The 22,485-nt window shown below is 65.8% G+C and carries 14 protein-coding genes; 4 read left to right on the top strand and 10 right to left on the bottom strand.

The window, feature by feature from the left end; translation table 11 throughout:
* The first annotated feature begins 5 nt into the window (after positions 1-5).
* Positions 6-1,055 carry a 5-methyltetrahydropteroyltriglutamate--homocysteine methyltransferase gene (locus tag Q0316_RS04765; RefSeq protein WP_298670323.1) on the top strand — a complete coding sequence of 350 codons (1,050 nt, stop codon included), beginning with the start codon at positions 6-8 and terminating at the stop codon, positions 1,053-1,055.
* Between the two features lie 87 nt (positions 1,056-1,142).
* Positions 1,143-2,870 carry a sulfatase-like hydrolase/transferase gene (locus tag Q0316_RS04770; protein ID WP_298670325.1) on the top strand — a complete coding sequence of 576 codons (1,728 nt, stop codon included), beginning with the start codon at positions 1,143-1,145 and terminating at the stop codon, positions 2,868-2,870.
* Positions 2,871-2,985: 115 nt separating this feature from the next.
* On the opposite strand, the gene Q0316_RS04775 is transcribed toward Q0316_RS04770, so the two are convergent.
* The 3 genes from Q0316_RS04775 to Q0316_RS04785 all read right to left on the bottom strand — a co-directional run bounded on the left by Q0316_RS04775 (position 2,986) and on the right by Q0316_RS04785 (position 7,220).
* Positions 2,986-5,229 carry a TonB-dependent receptor gene (locus tag Q0316_RS04775; RefSeq protein ID WP_298670327.1) on the bottom strand — a complete coding sequence of 748 codons (2,244 nt, stop codon included), beginning with the start codon at positions 5,227-5,229 and terminating at the stop codon, positions 2,986-2,988.
* A 128-nt stretch (positions 5,230-5,357) separates the two neighbouring features.
* Positions 5,358-6,617, bottom strand: a complete 1,260-nt coding sequence (locus tag Q0316_RS04780; protein ID WP_298670329.1) for an acyl-CoA dehydrogenase family protein — start codon at positions 6,615-6,617, stop codon at positions 5,358-5,360.
* A 114-nt stretch (positions 6,618-6,731) separates the two neighbouring features.
* Complete coding sequence (locus Q0316_RS04785; RefSeq protein WP_298670331.1) at positions 6,732-7,220, bottom strand: DUF3237 domain-containing protein; 489 nt, start codon at positions 7,218-7,220, stop codon at positions 6,732-6,734.
* A 233-nt stretch (positions 7,221-7,453) separates the two neighbouring features.
* On the opposite strand from Q0316_RS04785, the gene Q0316_RS04790 reads away from it, so the two are divergent.
* Entirely contained in the window at positions 7,454-7,978 is a 525-nt protein-coding gene (locus Q0316_RS04790; protein ID WP_298670333.1) for a MarR family winged helix-turn-helix transcriptional regulator, read from the top strand.
* Entirely contained in the window at positions 7,975-9,150 is a 1,176-nt protein-coding gene (locus tag Q0316_RS04795) for an acyl-CoA dehydrogenase family protein (RefSeq protein ID WP_298670335.1), read from the top strand. The genes Q0316_RS04790 and Q0316_RS04795 overlap by 4 nt, the downstream gene beginning before the upstream one ends.
* A 114-nt stretch (positions 9,151-9,264) precedes the next feature.
* Here Q0316_RS04795 and Q0316_RS04800 read toward each other — a convergent pair whose 3' ends face one another.
* From Q0316_RS04800 to Q0316_RS04830, 7 genes are all read right to left on the bottom strand, one after another.
* Positions 9,265-10,473, bottom strand: coding sequence for a DUF1501 domain-containing protein (locus Q0316_RS04800; protein WP_298670337.1), 1,209 nt, complete (start codon positions 10,471-10,473; stop codon positions 9,265-9,267).
* A gap of 17 nt (positions 10,474-10,490) precedes the next feature.
* Positions 10,491-12,005, bottom strand: coding sequence for a DUF1800 domain-containing protein (locus tag Q0316_RS04805; RefSeq protein WP_298670339.1), 1,515 nt, complete (start codon positions 12,003-12,005; stop codon positions 10,491-10,493).
* A 143-nt stretch (positions 12,006-12,148) separates the two neighbouring features.
* Positions 12,149-13,615: an efflux transporter outer membrane subunit gene (locus Q0316_RS04810; RefSeq protein WP_298670341.1), complete on the bottom strand. Its 1,467-nt coding sequence runs from the start codon at positions 13,613-13,615 to the stop codon at positions 12,149-12,151.
* Positions 13,612-16,875, bottom strand: a complete 3,264-nt coding sequence (locus Q0316_RS04815; RefSeq protein WP_298670343.1) for an efflux RND transporter permease subunit — start codon at positions 16,873-16,875, stop codon at positions 13,612-13,614. Before Q0316_RS04815 ends, Q0316_RS04810 begins: the two co-directional genes overlap by 4 nt.
* Positions 16,872-20,018, bottom strand: a complete 3,147-nt coding sequence (locus Q0316_RS04820; RefSeq protein ID WP_298670345.1) for an efflux RND transporter permease subunit — start codon at positions 20,016-20,018, stop codon at positions 16,872-16,874. Before Q0316_RS04820 ends, Q0316_RS04815 begins: the two co-directional genes overlap by 4 nt.
* Entirely contained in the window at positions 20,015-21,274 is a 1,260-nt protein-coding gene (locus Q0316_RS04825) for an efflux RND transporter periplasmic adaptor subunit (RefSeq protein WP_298670346.1), read from the bottom strand. Before Q0316_RS04825 ends, Q0316_RS04820 begins: the two co-directional genes overlap by 4 nt.
* 88 nt (positions 21,275-21,362) lie before the next feature.
* Positions 21,363-22,271, bottom strand: coding sequence for a LysR substrate-binding domain-containing protein (locus tag Q0316_RS04830; RefSeq protein WP_298670348.1), 909 nt, complete (start codon positions 22,269-22,271; stop codon positions 21,363-21,365).
* Between the last annotated feature and the right edge of the window lie 214 nt (positions 22,272-22,485).

Consider the following 22,485-nt stretch of genomic DNA (forward strand, 5'->3'; position numbering starts at 1 on the left):
GTGACATGGCCAACGATATCCTTCTGCCGACGACCATCGTGGGCAGCTATCCACAGCCCGATTGGCTGATCGACCGTGAGCGGCTGAAGGCGAGCCTTCCGCCGCGCACCCGCGCCCAGGAATTGTGGCGTATCCCCGAGCCCTGGCTGGGCGACGCGCAGGAAGCCGCGACGCTCGTTGCCATTCGCGATCAGGAACTGGCCGGCATCGACATCGTCGGCGATGGCGAAATGCGCCGCGAAAGCTATTCCAACCGCCTCGCCAACGCGCTGAGCGGGATCGATATCGACAATCCCGGCGTGGCGATGGATCGCACCGGCAAGCCCAACCCGGCACCGCGCGTCAGCGGCCCGATCCGCCGCATCGGCGGGATCGAGGTGCAGGACGCCCAATACCTCAAGCGCCATTCGACGAAGCCGGTGAAGCTCACCCTCCCCGGCCCGTTCACGATGACCAAGCAGGCGCAGAACGATTATTACAAGACCGACGCCGATCTCGCGATGGATTATGCCGATGCGGTGAATGCGGAGATCAAGGATCTGTTCGCCGCCGGCGTCGATGTCGTCCAGCTTGACGAGCCGTATCTTCAGGCCCGCGCGACCGACGCGCGCGATTTCGCGCTTGCCGCGATTGATCGCTCGCTCGAAGGCGTTACCGGCACGACTGCGCTGCACATCTGTTTCGGCTATGCGCTGGTCCACGGCAATCAGGTGACCAAGCCCAAGGCCTATGACTTCCTGACCGAACTCAACCGCTCGCGAATCGACGTGATCTCGGTCGAGGCGGCGCAGCCGGGGCTCGATCCGTCGATCCTCGCCGAACTGCCCGACAAGATCATCATGTATGGCGTGCTCGATCTGTCGCATAACGAGATCGAGCCGGCGGAACTGATCGCGGCGCGCATCCGCGAGGCGCTGCGCCATGTGTCGTCCGACCGGCTGTGGATCGCGCCCGATTGTGGCATGAAATATCACTCGCGCGAGGTCGCCTTCGCGAAGCTCGCCGCGATGGTCGAAGGCACGCGCATCGTCCGCAAGGAGCTTGGCGCGGCATGAATATCACCGGCCCGACGCCGGAATGGCGCGGGCCGGTCGTTTCCCCGGACGCAGTGTGTCCAGGGGCGGGATTTTGAGGAGAGGCCAATGAGTAGTAACGATTTCAGCCGCCGCACCTTGCTTGCGAGTGCTGGCGGCGTGGCGGCGGTGGCAGCGGCGGTTTCGATGGCGAAACCGGCCGAAGCGGCCCCGGCGACGATCGAGCGCCCGCGTGGCAAGCGCCGCACGGATGGCCGCTACAACATCCTGATGATCGTTACCGACCAGCAGCGTTCCTTCGCCGACGTGCCGAAATCGCTGCCGATGCCGGGGCAGGACATGATCCGCCGCCGGGGCGTCTCGTTCGACAATTACCTCATCAACACCAATCCGTGCGGGCCATCGCGCGCGGTGATGTATACCGGGCAGCATACCCAGCAGAACGGCGTGTATCTCAATCCGAACAGCCAGCCCTTCCCGGAATTGCGCAAGGACATACCGACGATCGGCCATATGCTGCGCGACGCGGGCTATTACACCACGTACAAGGGCAAGTGGCATCTGTCCGACATCGAGCTGCCGCAGGTTTCCGAGCGCAAGCTGAAATATCCGCGCGGCGACGATCTCCTCGAACCGTTCGGCTTCTCGGACTATAATTTCGACGGCGAGCGCGTCGGCCTGACCTGGCAGGGCTTCATGGACGACGGGACGACCGCCGCCGAAGCGATCAACACGCTGCGCGATCTGGAGGGCGGCAAGGCCGGCGACAAGCCGTGGTTCATGGCGGTGAATTTCGTCAATCCGCACGATATCATGTTCTTCGACGCGCGCGGTGACGGCGAAAAGACCCGCATAATGCCCAATCTGATCGCGCCGCTGTTTCCAGCGCCCGGCGATCCGATCTACGACGCGGACTGGAAAGCGCCGCTTCCCAAGAGCTTCTATGCCGACGATCTGTCGACCAAGCCCAGCGCGCACGCCGCGATCCGCGCCGCTTCATGGGCGTTCTACGGCAAGCTCGATCATGCCGACGAGGCGGCGTGGCAGCGTTTCCAGAATTACTATTTCAACTGCATTCGCGATGTCGATCGCCACGTCGCGGCGGTGATGACCGCGCTGGAGGAAAGCGGGCAGATCGACGACACGATCGTCATCTACACCTCCGATCACGGCGAGCGCGGCGGCGCGCACGGGCTGCGCCAGAAGGCCGGCACGGTCTATAAGGAGGATATCGGCGTTCCGTTCGTCATCGCGCATCCAAAAGGCGCGAAGGGGCAACAGACCGCGGCGCTCGGCACCACGCTCGATATCGCGCCAACGCTGCTCAGCATGGCCGGCGTCGATGCAGCGAAGCGCCCTGCCACGCTCAAGGGGCACGATCTCACCCCCGCCGCGATGCACCCGGATGCGCGCACCGGCCGCGATCAGCAGGGCTCGCTGCTCAATTATGCGGTGGCCTATGGCTGGAACCAGCCGGACGTGCCGCCCGGCGTGGAGAATGTGAAGCCGCTCGCCGCGCCCGATGTCGCGCTGCGGCGGCTGTATCGCGGGGTATTCGACGGGCGCTACAAGTTCGCGCGCTATTTCGCGCCGGACCAGCACCATATCCCGACGAGCTGGGAAATGCTGACCAGGCTCAACGATCTGGAATTGTACGACACGCTGCGCGATCCGGACGAGATCGTGAACCTCGCCAGCCCGGCGAACCGCGAGAAGAACCGCGCGCTGATCCTGCGGCTCAGCAAGATGACCAACGCGCTGATCGCGCGCGAAGTGGGCGTGGACGACGGCGCGCTCTACAAGGGCCAGTACAAGGTCACCAACAAGACGGCGTGATCCGGCTTCGCCCGCCCGGAAAACCGGGCGGGCGGCATGGCCGGCAACACGCGCAAAAAAGGGGGCGGGCCGCGCAGATCGCGAGGCCCGCCCCCCTTTTTTGCAAGTTATCCGATCAGAAGTTCTTCGACACCTGGAGCGTGATCGTCCGCGCCGGATTCACGAACACCGAGGTGGCGCCAGTGACGAACGGAATGCCGAATCCCTGGCTCCAGCTTACCGTGTTGCTGAGATTGCGCCCGATCAGCGCGATATCCCAGCCCTGCGCCTTGTTGGTGACGGCGATACGCGCGTCATAGGTGGTATAGGCCGGCATCATCGTCGATGGCGCCTGCGTATCCTGATAGTTGGTCAGCCCGGTATAATTCGCCGAACCGCGCGCCGTGAGGCTCAGATCGTCGCTGATCGGCGCGTCGATCTGCGCATAGGCGGTCCATTTCCATTTGGGCGCGCGCGTCAGGCGATAGCCCGCAAGGTTCTGCGACACGCACGTCGGCGGCGCCCCGTAAACGCAGGTGGCACCCGGATAATCGAGATACTTCGCATCGAGATACGCCACGTTGCCGCCAAGCGTCAGGATCGAAACCGGGCGGACATTGCCTTCGAATTCGATGCCACGCGAGCGGACCCTCGCAGCGTTTCCGGTAACGAAGCTGACGCCATTGTAGGTGGAAACCTGGAGATTGTCGAAATCGGTGCTGAACACCGCGAGGTTGGCATCATAAACGCCGCCCGCCCCGCGCATTTTCAGCCCAGCTTCCCACGACTTCGCGCGCTCGGGATCGAACTGATATTTGCCGGTCAGCCCAAGCCGCGTGTCATTCGAAACGAAGCCGCCGCCCTTGCTGCCGGTGGCGTAGCTTACATAAACTTGGCCGCGGCTGCTGAATTTGTAGCTGACCTTGCCTGAATAATCCCACAGCTTTTCCACGCGCTTGCCACGGATATCATAGGGCACGAACGCCAGCGGCCCCGGCAATTGCTGCATCCGCGCCTGCTTGTTTTCATGGCTGTAGCGCAGGCTGCCGTCGATGGTGAGGCCGGGGAGCACTTCAAGGTTCGCCGCGATGAACGGCGACACGGATTCGCTCGTCTGATCGAACGGCAGCACCGAATTGCCGTTCACTACCGGCGGCACCGGCAGCCCGGCGGTGCGCCAGAAGATATTCTGCACGATATGCGATTTGGCGTAATAATATTGCACGCCACCGAACAGCGAAAGCGCGCCGATCGAGCCGGAAAGCCGGGCTTCCTGCGAAATCTGCGTGGTGCTTTCGGTGTGGAGATTATCCGAGAAGTTGAGCGGGCTGTTGTCGATATCGGTTTCGGTGCTCGCCTTGAGGTGGTTGTAGCCGCCGATCGTGGTGAGCTGGACCCCGCCACCGAGATCGGTGTTGGTAGTCAGCGTCACGGCGACATTCTCGGTGCGCGAGAATTCGGGATAGGGCGAGGACTGGACGCGGACGAAGCCGGGCGTTTCGGGAACGCCGCCAAATGCCGCATCAGTAGTGCGGACGAGATTGGCGAAGGCAGACGTGCCCAGCCCGTTATAGGCCCGGTTGCCGCCCTTGTAATCGTTCTTGCCGTATTCGACCTTCAGCTTGGCCGACATGCCCTTCATCGGCTCGAACAGCAATTGCCCGCGAATGCCGAGATAGTCGTTCGAATTGTCGCGCTTGCCGGTCGCGCGGTTATACATATAGCCGCCGGCATGGCCGCCCTGCGCGCTCAAACGGGCCGAGAGGGTGTCGGTCAGCGGGCCGGACAGATAGCCTTCCCCGTTCCACCCCTTGTTCTCGAATTCGTAGCCACCGCTGACGCGGCCCTCGAAATCGCGCGTCGGCGCGGCGGTGATGACGCTGATCGCGCCGGCATCGGTGTTCTTGCCGAACAACGCGCCCTGCGGCCCGCGCACCACCTCGACCCGCGCGACATCCATCATCGCGGTTTGCAGCGAGCGCGCGCGCCCCGAATAGATGCCATCGACGAAGAAGCCGACCGATTGCTCAAACGCCAGATTGCCGCCGCCCGAGCCGAGCCCGCGCATACTGATGACGAAATTGCCGTTGGTCTGGTCGATCTGGAGGTTGGGGACGCTGCCCTGGAGGTCGTTGAACTGGCGCGTGCCCATCTTGTCGAGATCGGCACCGGAAACCACCGCGACGGACAGCGGCACATCGAGCAGGGTCTGCGGACGCCGCGTCGCGGTAACGATAACGTCATTGCCGGTGGCGGCGGTAGCGCGCTGATCGGCGCTATCGGTGGCAGGCGCCGCCTCCTGCGCATAAGCCGGCATCGCCAGAAACGGCACGGCCGCCCCCATCAGCAACGCAATACGCCTGTTCCTGAAACCCTTCATCGCGTCCTCCTCCTGCTATCGTGGACCGGAGGGCGATTGCCGCCCGCCGATCCTGATTCCGACTGGCTGGTCCCGAATTTCGCCAGCCATTATTAACTTAGTATTCTAATTGAATCGCCGTGCTGGCGTCAATACGTCTGGGCGTTGGGCGCCAGGCCGATCAGCGAGCGCCCGTGAAGCTCCGCGGCGCCGTCCTTGTCGTAAACGATATGGTTCGACATCACGTTCACGTCGCGCAGGTAGCGTTGCATCGGGTTGCTCCGCAGATGGGAGCTGGCGCCGCTCGCCTCCGCCACCATCATGATCGCGTGGCGGCACAGCTCCATCGCCTGCGCGATCTGCAACCGCATCCGCGAACGCTGTTCGAAATCGGCGCGCTTTTCCGGCGTGGCGAGCGCGATATTGCTGTTCAGCGCATCTCGCAGCAGCAATTCCGCCGTCCGCGCCATCACGCTGGCATTGGCGAGGCGCATCTGCGCCGCCGGCTTTTCGGACTGGGTGATATTGGTGCCCATCACCATGCGCTCGGCGAGTTGCTCGCGGAACAGCGACACCGCCGCCCGCGCCGCGCCGACGCCGGAGATCGCCGCGGTCACGCCGAGCAACGGCAGCATCGGCTGGCGATAGATCGGGTTATCGTACAGCCGCGAGCCATGGGCGGTGCCGGCGCGCATCTCCGCCATGTCCATCGTGCGATGCTCGGGGATGAAAACATCCTCGATCAGGAGATCGTGGCTGCCCGTCCCCTCCATGCCGTCGATATGCCAGGTGTCGAGCACGGTGACCTGCTCGGTCGGCAACGCGCAGAACAGCACCACATTGGCCGGGCCGTCGACGATCATGTTGGCGACCAGCACCCAATCCGAATGCATGACGCCGGTGCCCCATTTCCAGCGCCCGGTGATGCGATAACCGCCATCGACCTTCACTGCCTTTCCCGGCGGGGCGGTGGCGCCCGGCGCGATCACATAAGGAACGCGATCGCCATCGAGCGTGCCGAACACCTCGTCCTGAAACTGTTCCGGAAACTGGGTGAGCATCCAATTGTGTTCGACGCAGAAAGCGGTGACCCAGCCGGTTGACGGGCAGCCTTCGCTCAGCGGCAACATCGCATCAATGAAGCTGTCCGCATCGAATTCCAGCCCGCCATATTTCTTGGGGATGAAATGATAGAAGCAGCCGGTCTTGCGGATTTCGTTCCACACCGATTCGATCGGATGGCGCGCGCGCTCGCACTCCGCGGCATGGGCGGCGAGCAGCGGCTTCAGCGCGGTGGTGCGGCGGATCAGCTCCTGCGGCGTCAGGCTCGCGAGATCGCCACGGGTCAGAAAATCATCGTTGGCGGGGATGAAGGGCTGAACCCTGGGGGCGGACGCGGCACTGCTCATCATGCTCTCCTGACACTATCTTTCGTCATACCCCTTCGCACGGGGCCTGAGTCGATATTGTCAGGTTGCCTGCCTAATTACAATTAGAAATCTAACTGATCCGCCGCATCGACCCTACAGCATCTCGTAAACGTCATATTCCACCGCGCCGCCGACCGACGCGCCGATCGCCACCGTGACGATATCGTTGAGCCACTGATAATCGGGATGCCCGGTTTCGAAGACCGGCGCGGTGCGGAAATAGACCTGCGCATGATCCTCCGCCGTCTTCGGCCCGCCGCGCCGGATGAGTTCGCGCACCTTGTCCAGCGGGCGCAGCACGCCGCGATATGAGGCGTAGATCAGCGCGCCATCATGCGTTTCCAGCGTGACCCGCGCGTCGAGCCGCAGCACGCCGCGATCATCGAACGTCGCCCAATCGCCGCCGCCCGGCAGTACCCTGCCGGAAAGGCGATCGCCCTTCACGATCCCGCCCGTCAGCGCCGCGATCATCCGCGTGCCGAAATGGCCGCGGCCGACCATCTGCTGAGGCTCGGAAAACTCCGCGCGATAGGAGCAGAGATACGCGAAACGCGGCTCCAGCATCGGGATGTTACGGGTCACGCGCGTCTCTCCTGCCTGTTCGGTTCGGCGGAGGCTCGATCTCCTCGACCATGCGGCATCGCGCCACCTGGCTGGATACGATCGTAAAAACCATTGGCCGACCGAGTTTGCTTCGAATACTAACTACATATGGCGCAGCCGATCCGTCAAGCGCGGGCGGCCGCGTTGCTAGCGTGTGGCCCCGCTCCTACAGGCGATAGGGCGAGGCACGACGACAAGGTGACGAACCGATCATGACGGCGGAACAGGATTGCATCGAAAAGCCAGCCACGCCCGGCGGTGGCGACGACACGCTCCCGATGCTGATGATGAATCTGGTTCGCGCGGTCTATTGGTATGACGAAGCGTTGCAGGCCGCGCTCCGCCGCGCCGGCTGGCCGCCCGTCACCCGTATGCAATCCATGCTGTTCGCCAATATCGCCAACGGGGTGACTCGCCCCGCGCGGCTCGCGCACAATCTGGGCATGACCCGCCAGTCGATGGGCCAGATGATCGACGAACTGGTGCGGCGCAGGATTCTGCTCGTCACGCCCGATCCCGCCGATGGCCGCGCGAGCATCGTGCGGTTCAGCCCCGAGGGACGGGCACTGACCAGCGCGGCGCGCGCAACCATGCGCGCGATCGAGCGTGAACTTGCCGAGCGGCTGGGGCCAGCGGCCGCCGAACAACTCGAAACCCTGCTGGCGCGCGACTGGGGGGCGCCCCCGGATGTCGCGGCGCCACCCAACGAACCGACCGACAAGGAGAAAATCATATGAGCATCGGAATCGACAAGGCGCTGGAGATCGCCGATCGCGTCGAGCATTTCGTGCGCGAGGTGATCGTGCCCTATGAACAGGATTCCCGCCGCGATCACCATGATTGCCCGACCGACGAACTCGTCATGGAAATGCGCGAAAAGGCGCGTGCGGCGGGCGTGCTCACCCCGCACATCCTGTCCGACGGCAGCCATCTGTCGCAGCGCGAAACGGCGATCGTGCTGGAACGCACCGGCCTGTCGCCGCTCGGCCCGCTCGCCTGCAACACCGGCGCGCCGGACGAGGGCAATATGTATCTGCTCGGCAAGGTCGGCAGCCCGGAGATCAAGGAGCGTTTCCTGAAGCAACTCGTGGAAGGCCGCTCGCGCTCCGCCTTCTTCATGACCGAGCCGGCAGCGGAGGGGGGCGCGGGCTCAGACCCCTCGATGATGCTCACCACCTGCCGCCCGGACGGCAATCACTGGGTGATCGACGGGCGCAAGGCGTTCATCACCGGCGCGGCCGGCGCGAAGGTCGGCATCATCATGGCAAAGGCCGATGAAGGCGCGTGCATGTTCCTCGTCGACCTGCCCGATCCGGCGATCACGATCGAGCGCGTGCCGAACACGATCGACAGCTCGATGCCCGGCGGCCACGCCACGATCCGCATCAACCAGCTCCGCGTCCCCGCCGATCAGATGCTGGGGCAGGCGGGCGAAGGCTTCAAATACGCCCAGATTCGCCTGTCCCCGGCGCGCCTGTCGCATTGTATGCGCTGGTATGGCGCGTGCGTGCGCGCGAACGAGATCGCCACCAATTACGCCTGCCGCCGCCAGGCGTTCGGCAAGGCGCTGGTCGATCACGAGGGCGTCGGCTTCATGCTGGCGGAAAATCTGATCGACCTGAAACAGGCCGAATTGATGATCGACTGGTGCGCGAGCGTGCTCGACACCGGCGCGCTCGGCACGGCGGAAAGCTCGATGGCGAAAGTCGCGGTATCCGAGGCGCTGATGCGCATCGCCGATCGCTGCGTGCAGGTGATGGGCGGCAGCGGGGTGACCGGCGACACGATCGTCGAGCAGGTGTTCCGCGAAGTCCGCGCGTTCCGCATCTATGACGGCCCGACCGAGGTTCACAAATGGAGCCTCGCCAAGAAGGTGAAGCGCGACTGGAAGGCCGCCCACGGCGGCTGAGTTGTATCGCGCGGCGCCGGCCCGCTCCCCCACCCGGCCTCCCGCAGCATATCCTTGATGGGAGGCCGGGTGGGGGAGCGGGCCGGGGCCGACTCTGCAAACAGCTCGCGCCGCTCAGATCAGGTGCAGATCGCGCGGCTTCGCGTTGGGGAACAGGCTGTTGAGCCGGTCCGCTCCCAGCCCGTATTGCCGCGCGACGATCCCGCCGATCAGCGCGCGATAATCGGTCAGCACCGGCAGATCGCGCGCCTGATTGAGCGTCGCGGGCGAGAGCGCGACCTGCTCGCCCGCCAGCCGCCCGCCGGAGACACCGCCGCCCATCACCCAATAGATGCTGCCATGGCCGTGATCGGTGCCCTTGTCCCCGTTCTCGCGGAAGGTGCGGCCGAATTCGGATACCACCACCACGGTCGTGCCGCGCCACGCCGCCGGCCCGATCGCTTCGGCGAACCCGGCCAGCCCGCGCCCCAGTTCACCGATCCGGTCGGCGAGATAGCCGGTCGCGCCGCCCTGATTGACGTGCGTATCCCACCCGCCGACATCGACGAAGGCGAGGTTGAACTGATCGCGCATCAACGTGCCGATCCGGCTGGCCGACAGCGCGAAGCCCCTGGCGCTCACCGCCCCCCGGCTCGCCGCCTTCATCTCCTCATCGAGCGTGCGATATACCGTGTCGCGGACCGCGAACCCTTCCGCCACGGAGCGCGAGAGCGCGGGCTGGGTGGCGTACATGCCCTCGATCAGCTTCGCCTGCCGCTGGTCGATCGGCTTGCCGACATTGGCGAGCGCAAGGTTCGGCACCGGCGATGCCCCGCCCCGGAAGCACAGCGGCAATTGATCGGTGAAGGCGATCGGCTTGTCGCCACGCCCGAGCAGGCCGGCCAGCCGCGCCATGAAGCCCGATCCGTAATCGCGATGCCCGCCGATCGGCTGCCCCAGTTCGATCGTGTCCTGCGTCTCGAAATGGCTGCGCGTCATGTCGTCGGTGCCGGCAAACGGCACGAAGGCGATCTGGCGTTGCTGCCACAATGGCAGGATGCTGTCCTTCAGCGCGGGGTGCAGGCTCCAGTCCGCATCTAGCGGCAGCGGCGCCCTGGGATCGTTCGGATCGGGCTTGCCCAGCGCGATCGTCGGGCGGGCCTGATGATAGAAGTCGCTGGCCGTAGGCGCGATCACATTGGTCGCGTCATAGGCGCCGCGCAGGAACACCACGAGCAGCCGGCTCCCGGCCTGCGGCGCGGCGAACGCCCGCCCCGCGATCACGAACGGCGCGGCGGCGGCGGCCCCTATCAGCAGATCGCGGCGATGGATGTGCGGCAACATGGCGGCCTCCTCGGGCGCTAACGGTGCATGAACTCGGGGGAGGACAGGAACAGCCCGTTCCATTCCTGCGGCGTATTGGCCTGCGCCAGCGCGGCACGGGTCGGCTGGGCGAGCGTGTCTTGCAGGCCATTGAAATATAGCGCGTTCTGCAATTGCGGAAAGGCGGGCAGATCGGCTTTGGCATCGGGCGCGCGGAACAGGCCATAGGCGCCGCCGCCGATCTGCCGCGCGATATCGAAGCGCGTCGCCATCTGGCCGGGGCCGGACCAGGCGGCGGAATGGAGATCATAACCATCGGGCGTCTCGTGATTATACGACCCCTGCCCCATGCGATTGAGCCAGTTGATTACCGGCTGCGCGTTGAGGATCACGCGATCGCCATAGGTCAGCCGCACCGCCGAGATCGCATAATGGATCGGATCCTTGAACGCCTTGCCCAGCGACGCGGCAAATTCCGGCGAGCGGATCATCACCCGCATCACCTGCGCGATATCGCCGTGGCTGTGCTGGAAGGTCTGCGCCATGCGATCGACCAGCGCGGGCGGCGGAGCGTCACCCATGAAGAAGGTCGCGATCTGCGCCGACACATGGTGCGCCGTGGCGGGCGCGGCGGCGATCAGATCGAGCGCCTGCTCCACCTCGGCATAGCCCGTGCCCCGGATCACATGGCCAAGGAAATGCTTCTCGCCGAAATCGTGGCGCGCGGGATTGAACTCGAACAGGCCGGCGCGGAGATAGAGCGGCTGAAGCTGCGGGCGCAACCGCGGGGCATCGGGCTTCAGATCGACCCCCACGCCGGTCAGGATACGGGCCAGCTCCTGCACGTCCTGCTGGGTATAGCCGGCGCCGACGCCCATGGTGTGCAATTCCATGATCTCGCGCGCGTAATTCTCGTTGATGTGCCCGGCGGCATTCTGATCGTTATCGAGATAGCGCAGCATCGCGGGATGGCGCAGCGTCGCTTCGAGCAGATCGCGGAAATGCCCGAATGCGTGGGCACGGATCACATCCTCATAATCGCCGACCATCGCGCGGATATCGCGTTTCTGGGCCTGCACGTTGAAATGGTTGAACCAGAACCACGTCATCTGTTCACGCAACTGATCGGGCGCGTAGAGATCGCGCAGGATCGAGCGGGTGCGCGCCTCGTTCGCCAGCGCGTTCATGCTTTTCTGATAGGCGTCGCGCGCGGCTTTCTTCTGCTCGGGATCGGCCAGCGCATTGGCATCGCGCTGCATCGCCTGCTGCTCGACGACGATCTGCGCCAGCGGCTCGCGGCTGATCCGCATCTGCGCGATCTGCGCGGCGGCGGCGGGCGGAAGCTCGGCGGGCGGGCCGTGAAGCTGCGCGTCGAGCCAGCGCTCGCTGCCCGGCCCGACGCTTTCCGAAAGATCGGCGGCGGTCGCGCCCCAGGTCAGCCGGTTGGCCCAGGCGATCCGGTCCGCCGCCGGCGTCGCCTGCACCGGCACCGCGGCGCACAGCATCGCGATGCCGGTGATCGAACGGGCAGGCCGCGATAGTCCGAACCTCATCCCTTGCCTTTCGAGCGAGCGGCACACGAATCCCGCCGCAGTGCCCGGCACGTTGCGCGCATCGGGCTGAACACGCTCTGACCCGCGCATGAAAAAACCGTCATTGAATTAGCGTTTACCACGAGGCGGCGAGGCGCCCGCGTTCAGCAGCCGCTTCCGTCGCCCCGCGTGCATTCATGCCAGCCGCCCCCGATCGCCTGCACCAATGCGATAGAGGCGATCTGCTGATCGACCACCGCCTGAATCTGCGCCTGCTGCGCGCTCAACGCCGCCGTCTGCGCAACCACGACCGAGGTGAAATCGACCGTTCCGGCGCGATATTGATTGTCCGCGATCGTCGCCGCGCGCGACGCCGCCTCGCTCGCCGCGATCCGGCTGCCGGTCACATCGGCGAGCACGCGCGTGGCGGCAAGATTGTCCTCCACCTGCTGGAACGCGGCCAGCGCCGTCTGGCGATAGCTTGCCACCGCCTGCTCGTATTGCGCGCGCGCCTGCAGCACCTGCCCGTGCCGCGCCCCGAAATCGAGCAGGGTCATCAGCCCGCTCAGCCCGAATGACCACAGGCTGGTGGCGGCGGAGAACAACTGGCTCACCGCGCTGCCGCTCGTCCCCGCGCTACCCGAAAGCGTGACGGCGGGGAAATAGGCCGCGCGCTGGATGCCGATACTGGCGTTGGCCGCCGCCACCCGGCGCTCCGCCGCCGCCACGTCGGGGCGGCGTTCAAGCAAGGTCGAGGGCAGCACGCCGGGCACCACGGGCACCACGGGCTTCCACGCCGCCGTTCCGATCGAGAAGGTCGAGGGGTTTTCGCCCGCCAGCACCGCGATGGCATGTTCCAGCAATGCGCGCTGCCGATCGAGATCCTGCCGCGTCGCGGTCGCGTTCGATAATGTGGTCTGCGCCTGATAAACATCCGAGCGGGCGACCGTCCCCGCTTTATATTTGTTGTTCGCGATGGTCAGCGAGCGTTGGTAATCCGCGATCGAACGATCGAGCAGCACCCGCTGCGCCTCGATCCCGCGCAACTGGATGTAATTGGTCGCCAGTTCGCCCTGCGCCGAAAGGGTGGCGTTGGCGAGATCGCCGGCGCTCGCCTGCGCATTGGCCTTCGCCTGCGACACGGCATTGCCGAGCTTGCCCCACAAATCCGGCTCCCAACTGCCGCCGATGCTGAGCGCGAAACGCGAGCCGGATGTGGTGACGGTGGGGGTGCCCGCGCCAGTGCCCGTACCCGTGCCGCCCCCAACGCTCGTCGCCGTGCCACCCGTGAAAGCGCCCGAATGCTGCGCGCTCGTCGAGCCGGTGATGGTGGGGAACAGCGCCGAGCGCTGCACCATCACCAGCGCGCGCGCCGCCTGATAGGCCGCGCGCGCGGCGGCGACATTCTGGTTGGTAACCACCACCTTGCGCTCCAGCGCATCTAGCGCCGGATCGTTGAACAGGCGCCACCATTCGCCGCGCGCCGCCGCATCATCTGGCTTGGCGACGCCCCAGCCCGGCGCTTCCTTGAACGACGCAGGGATCGCGACGGTGGTGGGCACGCGATAGGCTGGCGCCATGCTGCACCCGGCGAGCAGCAGGGCGGCGGCGGCGGGCAGGACACGCTTCATGCGATGGCTCCGGGGGAGGAAAGCGGCAGATCGCCGTGCCGCGCCAGCGCGCGTTCGTCCGCCCCATGCCGGCGACGGAATCGATCGAGCGCGAGATAGACGACCGGGGTGGTCAGCAGGGTGATGAACTGGCTGGCGATGAGGCCGCCGAAGATCGCGATGCCGAGCGGGCGGCGCAGTTCCGCGCCGTCGCCAAAGCCGATCGCCAGCGGCAAGGCGCCGAGCGCGGCGGCCAGCGTGGTCATCAGGATCGGGCGGAAGCGCAGCAGCGACGCCTCGCGCACCGCCGCGAGCGGGCTAAGCCCCTCACCCCGCTCCGCCTCAAGCGAGAAGTCGATAATCATGATCGCATTCTTCTTCACGATGCCGATCAGCAGGATGATGCCGATCAGCGCGATCACATCGAACTGGCCGCCGGTGGCGATCAGCGCGATCATCGCGCCGACGCCGGCGGAGGGGATCGTGGAAAGCGCGGTGAGCGGGTGGATCGCGCTTTCGTAAAGAATGCCGAGCACGATATAGATCGCGAGCAGCGCGGCGAGGATCAGGATCGGCATCGAGCCGGTCGATTGCGCGAACACCTTCGCCGTGCCGCCGAATTCGCCATGGACGGTCGCGGGCAGCGCGAGGCCGGCCTGCACCTGCGTTATCGTTTGCGCCGCCTGCCCGAGCGACACGCCATTGGGCAGGTTGAACGAAATGGTCGCGGAAGGCTCGCCATCCGAATGGCTGACCGATGCGTTGGTCGATGCGGTGGACCAATGCGCGATCGCCGACAGCGGCGTCATCGTGCGCGCGGCTGTGCTGACCGCGCTGCCCGCCGCCACCGCCGCGCCGCCCGCGCCGGTTCCTCCGGTGCTGCCACCCGGCGCATTGCTGGTGGTGCCCGCGCTCGTCGTGGCGGTCGCGCTCCGCCTGGTCGCGCCGCTCACCGCTTTGTCCGGGGGCGAGGTGAGCGGGAGATAGATATTCTCGAGCGAGGCGGGCGATCCGTTGAACCGGCGCGCCGCCTCCATCACCACATGATATTGGTTCAGCCCGGAATAGATGTTCGCCACCTGCCGCTGGCCGAATGCGTCATAAAGCGCCGCGTCGATCGCCTGCATCGTCACGCCGAGCCGCGCGGCGGCATCGCGATCTACCTCGACAAAGGCGTTGGCGCCGGCATCCTGCTGGTCGATATCAACGTCGGTCAGCGTTTCGGGATGCTTCTTGAGCGCGTCGACCAGCTTTTGACCGGCGGCTTTCAGCACATCGGGATCATCCGCCTTCAGCACATATTGATAGGTGCTGTTGGTCTGCCGCCCGCCGACCTGGAGATCCTGCACCGGATTGAGAAACAGGCTCACCCCGCTGACCGCGGCGAGCTTCGGGCGAAGCCGGGCGATCACCTGCTGCACCGGCGGGCGCTGCGAACGCGGCTTCAGCGTCGCGAACATGAACCCCCCGCCCGCGCGCGATCCGCCGGTGAACGCAACCACCGTCGCCACCGCCGGATCGGCATCGACGATCTTCGTGATGCGGGTGAGCTTGTCCTGCATGTCGGTGAAGGAGATACTCTGATCCGCGCGCAGGCCGCCGATCAGGCCGCCGGTATCCTGTTGCGGAAAGAAGCCCTTGGGCGCCACGCCGATCAGGAAGATGTTGAGCGCCACCGTGCCCGCGAGCAGCAGCAGCACCGCGCCCCTGTTCGCCAGCGCCCAATCCAGCGCGGTGGCATAGCGCGCCTGCGCCCAATCGAACGCGCGTGCCGCCGCGCGCATCACCGCGCCGCCGCTTTCCTCGTTACGGAGCACGCGCGAGGCGAGCATCGGCGTGGTCGTCAGCGAAACGACCAGACTTATCAGCACCGCGATCGACATGGTGAGCGCGAATTCGCGGAACAGCCGCCCGACGAGCCCGCCCATGAAGATCAGCGGCACGAACACCGCGATCAGGCTCAATGAAATCGACAGCACGGTGAACCCCACCTCGCGCGCGCCGTTCAGCGCGGCATCGAGCGGCTTCATCCCCGCCTCGACATGGCGGCTGATATTTTCCACCACCACGATCGCGTCATCGACGACGAACCCGGTCGCGACGGTCAGCGCCATCAGCGACAGATTGTCGAGGCTGAACCCGGCAAGATACATCGCCGCGATCGTGCCGAGCAGCGAGGCGATCACCGCCGCCGCCGGGATCAGCGTGGCGCGCCAGCTTCTGAGGAACAGGCTGACCACCAGCACCACGAGCAGGGTGGCGATCAGCAATGTTATCTCCACCTCGCGCAGCGAGGCGCGGATGGTGAGCGTGCGATCGCTCGCCACATCGAGGTGGATGTCGGGGGGAACCTCGGCGCGCAAGGCGGGAAGCTGCGCCTTCAGCGAATCCACCACCTGCACGATATTCGCGCCGGGCTGGCGGCTGATGATGACGGGAACCGCGCTTTTCCCGTTGAACAGCCCCATGGTACGGATATCTTCCGGGCCATCCACCACATTGGCGATATCGGACAGGCGCACCGCGGCATTGTTGCGCCACGCGATCACGGTGTTGCGATAATCGGCGGCGTGGAGCCCCGGCTGATTGGAATAGATCTGCCAGCTATAGCCGCGCGCATCGAGCACGCCGCGCGGGCGGTTCGCGCTTTCGGATTGCAGCGCGGTGCGCACATCCTCCAGCGCGATGCCATAGCGCGACAGCGCCAGCGGATTGACCTCGACGCGCACCGACGGCAGCGCCGCGCCGCCCAGTTCGACATTGCCGACGCCCTGCACCTGCAACAATTTCTGCTGCACGACGGTGGATACCGTGTCGTAGATTTCGGACGGGCTGCGCGTGGGCGAGGTGAGCGCGAGGATCAGCACCGGCGCTTCGGCGGGATTGGCCTTGCGATAGCTCGGGTTGGTCCTGAGCGTCGCGGGCAGGTCCGCGCGGCTGGCGTTGATCGCCGCCTGCACGTCGCGCGCCGCGCCGTCGATATCGCGCGACAGATCGAATTGCAGCACGATCGACGATGAGCCGACGCCCGAACGCGAGGTCATTTCCGATACGCCCGCGATCGTGCCGAGATGCCGCTCAAGCGGCGCGGCGACGCTCGACGCCATCGTCGAGGGGCTGGCGCCGGGCAGCCTCGCCTGAACCATGATCGTCGGGAAATCGACCGCCGGCAGCGGCGCCACCGGCAGCATGAAGAACGCGGCCACCCCCGCCAGCATCAGGCCGATCGTCAGCAGGATCGTTCCCACCGGCCGCCGGATGAAGGGCGCGGAAAAGTTCACGCAGGCTTCGCCTCGCCCGGATCGCGGCGGGTGAACCAGCCGCGCTCGCGCCATTCCTCCAGCCCCAGGAAGATGACCGGCGTGGTGAACAGCGTCAGCACCTGGCTGAAGATCAGGCCGCCGGCGATCGCGATGCCAAGCGGCTGGCGCAGTTCATGCCCCATCCCGCCGCCGAAGATCAGCGGCAAGGCGGCGAACAATGCCGCAAAAGTGGTCATCATGATCGGGCGGAAACGCAGCAGCGCCGCCTGCCTGATCGCGTGCGGCGCATCCGCCCCCTCCTCGCGCATCGCATCGAGCGCGAAGTCGATCATCATGATCGCGTTCTTCTTCACGATCCCGATCAAGAGGACGATGCCGATGATGCCGATCACGCCCAGCCCCGATCCGGTGAACCACAGCCCGAGCAGCGCGCCGATCCCCGCCGAGGGCAGTGTGGACAGGATCGTGACCGGATGGACGAAGCTTTCGTAGAGCACGCCCAGCACGATATAGACCACGACGATCGCCGCGAGGATCAGCCACAATTCGTTCGCCAGCGACGATTTGAACGCACTGGCCGCGCCGGTGAAATTGGTGGTGAGCGCGGACGACATCGCGATCTGCTGCTCGGCGCGCTCGATCGCGTTGACCGCGCTGCCCAGCGACACGCCCGGCGCGAGATCGAAGCCGATCGTCGCCGAGGGGAATTGCGCTTCCCGCGCGACGACCAGTGGCGCCGCCTCGGTGCGGATCGTCGCCACGGCGGAAAGCGGCACGCTCGCGCCGCCCGCCAGCGGGATTCGCAGATCGCCCAGCGCCTGCGGATCGCTGACGCTGCCGGGCAGCGCCTCCAGGATCACGCGATTCTGGCTCGACTGGGTATAGATGGTCGAAACGATGCGCTGGCCGAACGCGTCATAGAGCGCATTGTCGATCGCCAGCGCGCTCAGCCCGAGCCGGCCGGCGGTGTCGCGGTTGATATCCACCACCACCGATCGCCCGTCCGCCAGCACGTTCGTGGTGACGTTGCGCAGATGCGGATCCGTCTTGAGCACCTCGGTGAGCCTGGCGCCCCATTGTTCCACCTGCCCCTGATCGGCGCCCTGCAATGAAAAGCGATAAGCGTTGACCCCGGTGGAGGTGTCGATCGTCAGATCCTGCACCGGGCGGAAATAAACGCGCATCCCGGCAACATTGCCTGCCGCCTTCTCCAGCCCGGCGAGCACCTCGGCAAGGTTCCCGCGTTCGCCTTCGGGCTTCAGGTTCACGATCATCCGCCCCTGCGACAGGGTAGCGTTCTGCCCATCGACGCCGATCGCCGAACTGAGGCTGGCGACCGCCGGATCGGCGAGCAGCGCCTGCGCCACCTTCTGTTGCAGGCCGGCCATCCGCGCATAGCCGATATCCTGCGCCGCGCTGGTCGTCACCGCGATCTGGCCGGTATCCTGCTCGGGAAACAGGTTTTTCGGGATCACGTAAAACAGCACGCCGGTGACGATAAGGGTGGCCGCGAACACCAGCATCGTCAGCGTGCGCCGCAGCATCACCCAATCGAGCGCGCGGGCATAAAGATGCGAAAGCCGATCGAACCAGTCACGCGTGATCTGCGAAATGCGGTGCTGCCGCTCCTCATGCTCGCCGCGCAGCCAGCGCGCCGACAGCATCGGCACCAATGTCAACGCCACCACCGCCGACAGCAGGATCGTCACCGCGAGCGTCACCGCGAATTCGCGGAACAGCCGCCCGACGACATCGCCCATGAACAGCAATGGGATCAGCACCGCGATCAGGCTGACCGTCAACGAAATGATCGTGAAGCCGATCTCGCTCGCGCCCTTCAGCGCGGCTTCGAACGGGCGCATCCCGGCCTCGATGTGGCGGGAGATATTCTCCAGCACGACGATCGCGTCGTCCACCACGAACCCGCTCGCGATCGTCAGCGACATCAAGGTGAGGTTGTTGATCGAAAAGCCGAGGAAATACATCGCGGCGAACGCGCCGACGAGCGACAGCGGCACCGAGATGCTGGCGATCACCGTCGCGCGGAGCGAGCCGAGAAACAGGAAGATCACCAGCGTCACCAGCAGCACCGCGAGCAGCAGTTCGATCTTCACATCCGTCACCGACGCGCGGATGCCCGTCGTGCGATCGGTGAGCAGGGTGACATGAACGTCGGCGGGAAGCTGCGCCTCCAGATCGGGCAGCGCGGCCTTGATCGCATCGACCGTGCCGATCACATTCGCGCCCGGCTGGCGCTGCACGTCGATCACCACCGCGGGCGCGCCGTTCATCCATGAGCCGAGCCGCACATTCTCCGTCGCCTCGACGACATTGGCGACATCGGACATGCGCACCGGCGCGCCATTGGCGAAGGCGATGACGAGATTGCGATAGCTGGCGACATCGGCAAGCTGATCGTTGGCGTCGATCGTCCAGCTTTTGGTCGGGCCGTCGAAACTGCCTTTGGCGGCATTGGCATTGGCGTTGCCGATCGCGGTGCGGATCGTTTCCAGTGAGAGGCCGCGCGCGGCGAGCGCCTGCACGTTCGCCTGAATGCGCACCGCGGGGCGCTGGCCGCCCGACATGGAGACGAGGCCGACGCCTGAAACCTGTGAAATCTTGTTCGAGAATTGCCGCTCGACGATCCCCTGCACCTCGCCCAGCGGGCGCGTTTCCGATGTGACGCCGAGCGTCAGGATCGGCGCGTCGGCGGGGTTGACCTTGGCATAGATCGGCGGCGCGGGGAGGTCGGTCGGCAGCAGGGTGTTCGCCGCGTTGATCGCCGCCTGCACTTCCTGTTCCGCCACGTCGAGCGAGAGATCGAGCCGGAATTGCAGCGTGATGACCGATGCGCCGGAGGATGAGGCCGAGGTCATCCGCGTCAGCCCCGGCATCTGCCCGAACTGCCGCTCCAGCGGCGAGGTGACGGTGAGCGCCATCACATCAGGGCTGGCGCCGGGATAGAGCGTCGACACCTGGATCGTCGGATAATCGACCTCGGGCAGCGCGGACAATGGCAGCGCGCGATAGGCGACCAGCCCCGCGAGCAGGATCGCCACCATCAGCAGCGTGGTCGCCACCGGGCGCAGGATGAACGCGCGCGACGGGCCGCCGGATGCTGGCGGCGGCGATGGCGCGTCGGGCACGGTGGTGTCGGTCATCCCGCCTGATTGCCCGGCGCGCGGTGATGCCGGCCCTGGCCCTTCTGGCTCTGACCGCCACCCCCGCCGGGGCCGCCCTTGTCGCCGGGCAGGCGCACGCTCGATCCGTCCTCAAGCCCGTCGGCTCCCTCGACCACCACGGTCGCGCCGGCCGACAAGCCAGAGAGGATGGCGACCTGCCCGTTGGTGCTCGGGCCGATCTTCACCGGCGCCAGCTTCACCGTGCGATCTTTTTGCAGGATGAACACGAAATCGCCCGGCGCGCCGTGCCGGACCGCGCTTACCGGCACGGTGACGACGTTGTGGAGCGTTTTCACCAGCATGGAGATATTGACGAACTGGCTGGGAAACAGCGCGTTATGGCTGTTATCGAACCGCGCCTTCGCCTTCACCGTGCCCGTAGTGGTATCGACCTGATTGTCGAACGTCAGGAAGCGCCCGGTGGCGATCCGCGCATTATCGTCCTGATCGCTCGCCTGCACCGGCAACCCCGCGCCGCTGCCCACGGCATGGCCGATCGCGGAAAGCTGCGCCTGCGGCAGCGAGAAGGCGACGTCGATCGGGTCGAGCTGCGTCACCACGACGATGCCGTTGGTATCCGACGGCGTCAGATAATTGCCGATATCGACCTGGCGGATGCCGACGCGCCCGGTGGTGGGGGCCTTGATCGAGGTATAATTGAGGTTGAGCCGCGCGGTGCCGATCGCCGCGCGGTCCGCCGCGACGGTGCCGGTGAGCTGGTGAACGGTGGCGCGCTGCGTATCGACCTGCTGGCTGGCGATCGAATCCTGCTTGAGCAACGTCTGATAGCGAGCGAGATCGACCTGCGCGGCGGCAAGCTGCGCCTCGTCGCGCGCCAGATTGGCTTGCGCCTGCGCCAGCGCCAGCCGGTACGGGCGCGGGTCGATCTGCGCCAGCACCTGCCCTTCGCGCACCATCTGCCCCTCGTTGAAGAACAGCTTGAACAAGGTGCCCGCCAGTTGCGTGCGCACCGTGGCGGTGACGATCGGCTGGACGGTGCCGAGCGCGGCGACGCTTACCGGCATGTCGGCAAGCGTCGCCTTGCCGACGGCGACCGCGGCGGGCGGGCGTCTGTTGCCACGATCGCCCCCACTCCTCGATATGCGATACGCGCCGAACGCGATCAGCGCGAGAACCGCGACGATGATGACAACGATCCTCCACGATCGCCGGCGTGACGGTGCTTCGGCTGGTGTTTCGGAATGAACGGAGGGTTGATCGCGATCGTCCGTCATGCGCATCCTTCATCCTGGCTTCGATCACGATCTTCGGTGCCGCACAAACACCTGTCGTCGTTTTTTGTGCCTTTGCCTTTCGTGATCCTTACGGCACCCCCCTTCCGTCAAGTCGCAATTCGTCGATCACATCGCGAAACGCCTGGGCCGTTGGGGAAAGCACCGCCCCGTGGATCAGCCACAACCGGCTCGCGAGCGGACAGACGAAACTGCGATATATGACATTTTCGAGATGCAGCCGCTCCAGCGAGCGCGCCAGGATCGTCGCGCCGAACCCGGCGGCGACAAGGCCGAGCAACGTTGCGAAGCTGCTCGCTTCATGCGCGATATCCGGCTCGAATCCGGCGTCGCGGCACAGGCTGAAGAAATGCTCGTTGAACCCCGCGCCGAGCGGTGCCGCATAAAGCACGAGCGGCACGCCGGCGAGATCGGCGATCGTCGGGTCCGCCGCGCAATCCGCAAGCCGGTGCCCGGCGCGCATCGCCACCACCATATCCTCCTCGATGATGCAGCGCGCGACGATATCGGGGGGCAGCGGCGGCGGTTCGGCACCACGCACCAGCACGATATCCAGCGCGCCGCGGCGCAGTTCCTCCATCTGCTCCTCGCGCCCCAGTTCACGCAATGTCAGCTCCACGTCGCGGTGGCTTTCGCGAAAACGATAGAGCGCGGAGGCGATGAGCGGCACGAACGGACCCGACGAGGTGAAACCGACCCGCAACCGGCCCAGCTCGCCGCGCCGGGCCAGCCGCGCGATTTCGATCGCGCGCTCGGCCTGGAGCAGCGTCTGCCGCGCCTCGGGCACGAACAATTCGCCCGCCTCGGTCAGCCGCACGCGCCGGCTGGTGCGATCGAACAGGCGGACGCCGAGTTCGTCCTCCAGCGCGCGGATCTGCTGGCTGAGCGGCGGCTGCGAGATGCCAAGCCGCTGCGCCGCGCGGCCGAAGTGCATTTCCTCCGCCACGCACAGAAAATAGCGCAGGTGGCGAAGGTCCATCAATCAAGTCCTCAAACCTATCAATCGAGCCGTATTATATATTAGACGCGACCGGACCAAGAGCGCATTCCCGCGCTCCGGCGTGGGCGCCAACTGGCGGCCCGTTGCCGGAACAAACAGAACGCGCCTCTTGACCGGGCGGGAAGGCGCGACGATTCCCCCGAATGATTTGGGAGAGCCGATTCATGGCTGGGCGGCTTCGGGTCGATGCGAC

This window comes from uncultured Sphingomonas sp. (genome assembly GCF_937871615.1).
In the GTDB taxonomy this organism is placed as follows: domain Bacteria; phylum Pseudomonadota; class Alphaproteobacteria; order Sphingomonadales; family Sphingomonadaceae; genus Sphingomonas.

What these genes read in the sequence shown, in the direction of transcription:
- Q0316_RS04765 (WP_298670323.1), top strand. Translation starts at nt 6, where the DNA reads ATGGCCAACGATATCCTTCTGCCGACGACCATCGTGGGCAGCTATCCA.
- Q0316_RS04770 (WP_298670325.1), top strand. Translation starts at nt 1,143, where the DNA reads ATGAGTAGTAACGATTTCAGCCGCCGCACCTTGCTTGCGAGTGCTGGC.
- Q0316_RS04775 (WP_298670327.1), bottom strand. Translation starts at nt 5,229, where the DNA reads ATGAAGGGTTTCAGGAACAGGCGTATTGCGTTGCTGATGGGGGCGGCC.
- Q0316_RS04780 (WP_298670329.1), bottom strand. Translation starts at nt 6,617, where the DNA reads ATGAGCAGTGCCGCGTCCGCCCCCAGGGTTCAGCCCTTCATCCCCGCC.
- Q0316_RS04790 (WP_298670333.1), top strand. Translation starts at nt 7,454, where the DNA reads ATGACGGCGGAACAGGATTGCATCGAAAAGCCAGCCACGCCCGGCGGT.
- Q0316_RS04795 (WP_298670335.1), top strand. Translation starts at nt 7,975, where the DNA reads ATGAGCATCGGAATCGACAAGGCGCTGGAGATCGCCGATCGCGTCGAG.
- Q0316_RS04800 (WP_298670337.1), bottom strand. Translation starts at nt 10,473, where the DNA reads ATGTTGCCGCACATCCATCGCCGCGATCTGCTGATAGGGGCCGCCGCC.
- Q0316_RS04805 (WP_298670339.1), bottom strand. Translation starts at nt 12,005, where the DNA reads ATGAGGTTCGGACTATCGCGGCCTGCCCGTTCGATCACCGGCATCGCG.
- Q0316_RS04810 (WP_298670341.1), bottom strand. Translation starts at nt 13,615, where the DNA reads ATGAAGCGTGTCCTGCCCGCCGCCGCCGCCCTGCTGCTCGCCGGGTGC.
- Q0316_RS04820 (WP_298670345.1), bottom strand. Translation starts at nt 20,018, where the DNA reads ATGACCGACACCACCGTGCCCGACGCGCCATCGCCGCCGCCAGCATCC.
- Q0316_RS04825 (WP_298670346.1), bottom strand. Translation starts at nt 21,274, where the DNA reads ATGACGGACGATCGCGATCAACCCTCCGTTCATTCCGAAACACCAGCC.
- Q0316_RS04830 (WP_298670348.1), bottom strand. Translation starts at nt 22,271, where the DNA reads ATGGACCTTCGCCACCTGCGCTATTTTCTGTGCGTGGCGGAGGAAATG.